1 protein-coding gene and 2 pseudogenes are annotated in these 5,934 nt (G+C 72.2%); all 3 read right to left on the reverse strand.

Annotated features, from left to right (window positions below; translation table 11 throughout):
* On the reverse strand, positions 1-1,309 hold a 1,309-nt coding region (locus IF61_RS37845), incomplete at its 3' end, for an acyl carrier protein (RefSeq protein WP_425428244.1).
* A pseudogene (locus IF61_RS37850) lies at positions 1,282-1,491 on the reverse strand (SDR family NAD(P)-dependent oxidoreductase); the annotation flags it as partial. The pseudogene IF61_RS37850 and the gene IF61_RS37845, both read right to left, overlap by 28 nt.
* A gap of 284 nt (positions 1,492-1,775) precedes the next feature.
* Positions 1,776-5,934, reverse strand: a pseudogene (locus IF61_RS34935) (type I polyketide synthase); the annotation flags it as partial.

Genomic DNA, 5,934 nt, shown 5'->3' on the forward strand with positions numbered 1-5,934 from the left:
CGGAACGCAGCGACTGAGCCGCCCAGTGCAACGCCACCAACGACGACGAACACGCCGTGTCCACCGTCACGGCCGGCCCCTCGAAGCCGAACGTGTACGACACCCGGCCCGAGGCCACACTGCCCGCGCTGCCGCTGCCGTAGCCCTCGAACTCGGGCCCGGAGAGGAGGTCGGCGTAGTCGTTGTACATGACGCCGGCGAAGACACCGGTCTGGCTGCCGCGCAGCGCGGCCGGGTCCATCCCGGCGCGTTCGAGGGCCTCCCACGTCGTCTCCAGCAGCAACCGCTGCTGCGAGTCCGTCGCCAAGGCCTCCCGGGGACTCATCCCGAAGAACGCCGGATCGAATTCCGCCGCCTCCGTCAGGAACCCGCCCGCACGGGTATAGCTCGTACCCGTGTGCTCGGGGTCGGGGTGGTAGACGGACTCCACGTCCCAGCCTCGGTCGGCCGGGAAGTCCGTCACCGCGTCCACGCCGTCGGACACCAGCCGCCACAGGTCCTCGGGCGAGGCGACACCGCCCGGGTAGCGGCAGCTCATGCCGACGATCACCACCGGGTCATCGGCCACGGCCACGGCCACCGGGGACACCGCACCGACCCCGGCCTCCTCCGCGCCGAACAACTCGTCCAGCAGGTGTCCGACCAGCGCGTCCGCCGTGGGGTAGTCGAAGACGGCAGTTGCCGAAAGGCGCAGCCCCGTCGCGTCGTTGATCCGGTTGCGCAACTCGACGGCGGTCAAGGAGTCGAAACCGAGGTCCCGGAAGGCCAGGGACGCGTCGACGTCCGCGGCTCCGGCGTGTCCGAGGACGGCCGCGATCCGCTCGCGCACCAGGTCCAGCAATGCCCTACGCCGCCCGTCCCCGGACAGCCCGGCCAGGCGCTGCACGAGACCGGAGTCACCGGTCGAACCGGACAGCGCTGCCGAGCGCCGAGTACGCGTACGGATCAGGCCGCGCAGGAGGGGCAGGGGTTCGCCCTGCGCACGGAGGGCGGTGAGGTCCAGGCGGACGGGGAGGACGGCCGGCTCGGCGGCGCCGAGTGCGGCGTCGAAGAGTGCCACGCCTTCCTCCGCGGAGAGCGGGGGCATTCCGGAGCGGGCCATGCGTACGAGGTCGGCCTCGGCGAGGGTGCCGGTCATGCCGCTGTCCTGGGACCACGGGCCCCACGCCAGCGACACGGCGGGGAGCCCTTGCGCCCGGCGGTGGCGGGCCAAGGCATCCAGGCCAGCACACCCGCGGTGTGCACGACGGAACGGACGGAGTGCCGGGCCACGAGTTCGGCCACGGCATCCCTGTCGGTCACATCGCACGCCTCGACGACGGCCTCCGCTCCCTGCCGCGCGAGCTCGGACACGAGCTCCTCAGCACCCTCGGCGGCCGGACCTCTGCGGCTCACCAGCAGCAGACTCCGCACGCCGTGCTCCGCCACCAGATGACGCGCCACCACACGACCCAGACCACCCGTACCACCGGTGATCAACACCGACCCCACACAGCGGCACCGGCAAGGTCATCACCGGACACCGCACCCCGCGTCACGAACACCAGCCGCGCATCCGCGAACCGCCCGTCCGCCAGCCACGACTGTACGAGCCCCAACGCCCAGGCCGTCGCGGCATGCACGGACTCCACCACGTCGGCAGGCTCTGCAGCCCAGGCGACCAGCACAGCCCCAGGGATCTCGGCTTCCGCCGAAGAATCCACGTCCGCATAGGTCCGGAACGGTTCTCCGTCCGCATCAGTGCCCAACGCAACACGTTCTTCCGTGAGCGGCACCGGCACCCAGTCGAGCGTGAAGAGGGAGTCCCGGCCACCGGTTCGCAGCTGATCGGCGGAGACCGGACGTACGACGAGCGAGTCCACAGAGGCGACCGGAGCTCCGGCCGGATCCGTGATCGCGATCGAAGCGCCGCCGTCGGCGTGGCGGATCCGGACGCGCACCTGCGAGGCGCCCGAGGCGTGCAAGGACACGCCGCTCCACGAGAAGGGGACGGTGCCTTCGGTGTTCTCACCGACTGCCATCGACGCGTGCAACGCCGCGTCGAAGAGGGCCGGGTGGAGACCGTAGGCGGTGCCGTCGGTTCCTTCCGGCAGCCGCACCTCGGCATAGATGTTCTCGCCGTCCTGCCAGGCTGCCCGGAGGCCCTGGAACGCCGGGCCGTACGCGAGCCCGCTTTCCGCGAACCGCTCGTAACAGTCCGCCACATCGACGGGTTCAGCGCCGGCCGGGGGCCACACCGACGTGTCGAACGCCGGCGGTTCCGCGCCTGTGGTCACGGCGCCGCTCGCGTGCAGCGTCCACAACTCCTCGCCCTCGCGCCCATGCAGGGCCACCGAACGGCGACCGGAATCGTCCGGCTCGCCGACCCACACCTGCACCTGCACACCAGCACCCGAAGCAGGCAGCACGAGAGGCGCGGCGAGCGTCAGCTCCTCCAGCAGATCACAGCCGACCTCATCAGCAGCACGCAGCACCACCTCCACCAGCGCCGTACCCGGCACCAGCACAGAACCCATCACCACATGATCCGCCAGCCACGGATGCCGAGCGCTGGAAGGCGTACGTCGGCAGGTCCACCCGGCGGGCGCCGGTGCCGGCGAACACCGCCTCCCAGTCGACCGGCACGCCTTGGACGTGCATCCGGGCCAGTGCCGTGAGCAGCGCCCGGTCCTCGGCGCGTTCCTTGCGCAGTACGGGGGTGACCATGGCACCCTCCGGCGCGGACTCCGCGGCGAGGGCGGAGAGGGCGCCGTCGGGGCCGATCTCCAGGAACGCGGTCACGCCGTGGGCCACCAGCGTGCGCACACCGTCGGCGAACCGTACGGCCTCGCGGACATGGCGGACCCAGTACTCCGCCGAGCCCAGCTGCTCGGCGGTCGCGGGCTCGCCGGTGACGTTCGAGACGAGCGAGATGGCGGGCGCAGCGTACGTCACGCGCTCGGCGACGGCGCGGAAGTCGTCCAGCATCGGTTCCATCAGCGGCGAATGGAACGCGTGCGAGACCCGCAGCCGACTGGTCTTCCTGCCCTCCCCTTCGAAGTGGGAGCGGATCGCCTCGACCGCGCGCTCAGCGCCGGACACCACCACCGACGACGGCCCGTTCACCGCCGCGATCGCGACACCCTCCGTCAGCAACGGCAGCACCTCGGATTCCGCCGCCTGGACCGCGACCATCGCACCACCGGCAGGCAGCGCCTGCATCAGCCGGCCCCGCGCCGCCACCAACACACACGCATCCGCCAGCGAAAACACACCCGCCACATGCGCGGCCGCAATCTCACCCACCGAATGCCGAACACACCGCATCGAAAGCCTCCGCGAACACCGGGAACCGGGCATACAACTCCCGGCCCATCCCCAGCCGCTGCGAACCCTGACCCGAAAACAGGAAGGCGCGCTTGCCCGTACGGGCCTCGCCTTCCGCCACGACGCCCGCCTCGATCCGGCCGTCGGCCATCGCGGTCAGGGAGCCCAGCAGGCCGTCGCGGCCGGTGGCCAGCACCACCGCACGGTGATGGAAGCCCGAACGGCTCGTCGCCAGCGAGTACGCGACGTCCAGGAGCCGCGGTGCGGGGTCGCGATCGAGGTGGGACGCCAGTCGTGCCGCCTGGGCCCGCAGCGCGGCCGGGGACCTGCCGGACACCACGAACGGTACGAGCTCTTCGTCGTCCGTTTCCTCCACCTGCTCCCCGGCCGGCTCGGGCTCGGGTTCCAGCTGTTCCAGGATCACGTGCGCGTTCGTGCCGCTGATCCCGAACGAGGAGACGCCCGCACGCCGCGGGCCGTCGCCCTCAGGCCAGGCGGTCTGCTCGGTCAGCAGCTCGACGCCGCCGGCCGACCAGTCCACGTGCGAGGACGGCGCGTCGACGTGCAGGGTGCGCGGCAGGACGCCGTGGTGCATCGCCATGACCATCTTGATCACGCCGGCGACACCGGCGGCGGCCTGCGCGTGACCGATGTTCGACTTCACCGTGCCGAGGAGCAACGGACGGTCTTCCGCCCGGTCCTGGCCGTACGTGGCGAGCAGCGCCTGGGCCTCGATCGGGTCGCCCAGCGTCGTGCCCGTGCCGTGCGCCTCCACCGCGTCCACGTCCGCCGCCGACAACCCGGCGCTCGCCAGCGCCTGACGGATCACCCGCTGCTGCGACGGACCATTCGGCGCCGTCAGACCGTTCGACGCACCGTCCTGATTCACGGCACTGCCACGTACCGTCGCCAGGACCCGGTGGCCGTTCCGGCGCGCGTCCGACAGGCGCTCCAGCACCAGGATGCCGGCGCCTTCGGCCCAGCCCACGCCGTCTGCGGCGTCCGCGAACGCCTTGCAGCGCCCGTCCTCCGACAGTCCGCCCTGCCGCGAGAACTCCACGAACGTCAACGGGGTCGCCATCACCGTCACACCGCCCGCAAGCGCCAGCGAGCACTCGCCGGAGCGCAGCGACTGCGCGGCGAGGTGCAGCGCCACCAGCGACGACGAGCACGCCGTGTCCACCGTCACGGCCGGACCCTCGAAGCCGAAGGTGTACGAGACCCGGCCCGAGGCCACGCTGCCCGCGCTGCCGCTGCCCTGGTAGCCCTCGAACTCGCGCCCGGCGAGGAGCTGGGAGTAGTCGTGGTACATCACGCCCGCGAAGACGCCCGTACGGCTGCCGCGCAGCGCGGCCGGGTCCATCCCGGCGCGTTCGAGGGCCTCCCACGTCGTCTCCAGCAGCAGCCGCTGCTGGGCATCGGTGGTCAGGGCCTCCCGGGGGCTCATCCCGAAGAACTCGGGGTCGAACTCCCCCGCGTCGTAGAGGAAGCCGCCGGAGCGAGTGGCGACGGCGCCCTCGCGGTCGGGGTCGTAGGTGTCCTCGATCTCCCAGCCGCGGTCGGCCGGGAAGCCGGAGACGGCGTCCACGCCGTCCGACACCAGCCGCCACAGCTCCTCGGGCGAGGTGACTCCGCCGGGGTATCGGCAGCTCATGCCGACGATGACGACCGGGTCATCCGCCAGAGGCGGGAGGGCCGGCACCGGGAGCGGCAATTCCGCCCCGGCTTCCGCGCTGAAGAGTCCGGCGAGGAGGTGACCCGTCAGGGCGTCGGCCGTCGGGTAGTCGAACACGGCCGTCGCCGGCAGTCGGAGGCCGGTGACCTTGCCCAGCCCGTTGCGGAGTTCGATCGCGGTGAGGGAGTCGAAGCCCAGGTCCTGGAACGCCTTCGCCGGATCGACCGTCTCCGGGCGGGCGTGTCCGAGGACGGCCGCGATCCGCTCGCGCACCAGGTCCAGCAGTACCGCGCGCCGCTCGGCCTCGGACAGCCCGGTCAGGCGCTGTGCGAGACCGGACGCGGCGGCCGTGCCGGACGCCGCGGCGCGGCGTCCCGCCGTACGGATCAGGCCGCGCAGCAGGGGCTGGGGCTCCCCGTGCGCTCGCAGGGCGGCGAGGTCCAGGCGGACGGGGAGGAGTGCCGGCTCGGCGGTGGCCAGGGCGGCGTCGAAGAGGCTGACGCCTTCCTCGCCGGACAGCGGCGGCATGCCCGAGCGGGCGATCCGCTGCAGGTCTGCGTCCGACAGGGTGCCGGTCATGCCGCTGTCCTGGGACCACGGGCCCCACGCCAGCGACACGGCGGGGAGCCCTTGCGCCCGGCGGTGGCGGGCCAAGGCATCCAGGCTCCGGGGTCAGCGAGCCGATCACCCCGTCGTCCAGCACACCCGCGGTATGCACAACGGCACTGACAGAATGCCGGGCCACCAGATCCTCCACGGCCGCGCCGTCGGTCACATCGCACGCTTGGACCGTCACCTCTACGTCCTGGCCCGCCAGTTCGGCGGCGAACTCGTCGGCCCCTGCGGCAGCCGGCCCCCTGCGGCTCACCAGCAGCAGACTCCGCACGCCGTGCTCCGCCACCAGATGACGCGCCACCACACGACCCAGACCACCCGTACCACCGGTGATCAAC

Origin of the sequence: Streptomyces roseoverticillatus (assembly GCF_000719265.1) — a bacterium.
In the GTDB taxonomy this organism is placed as follows: Bacteria; Actinomycetota; Actinomycetes; order Streptomycetales; family Streptomycetaceae; genus Streptomyces; species Streptomyces roseoverticillatus.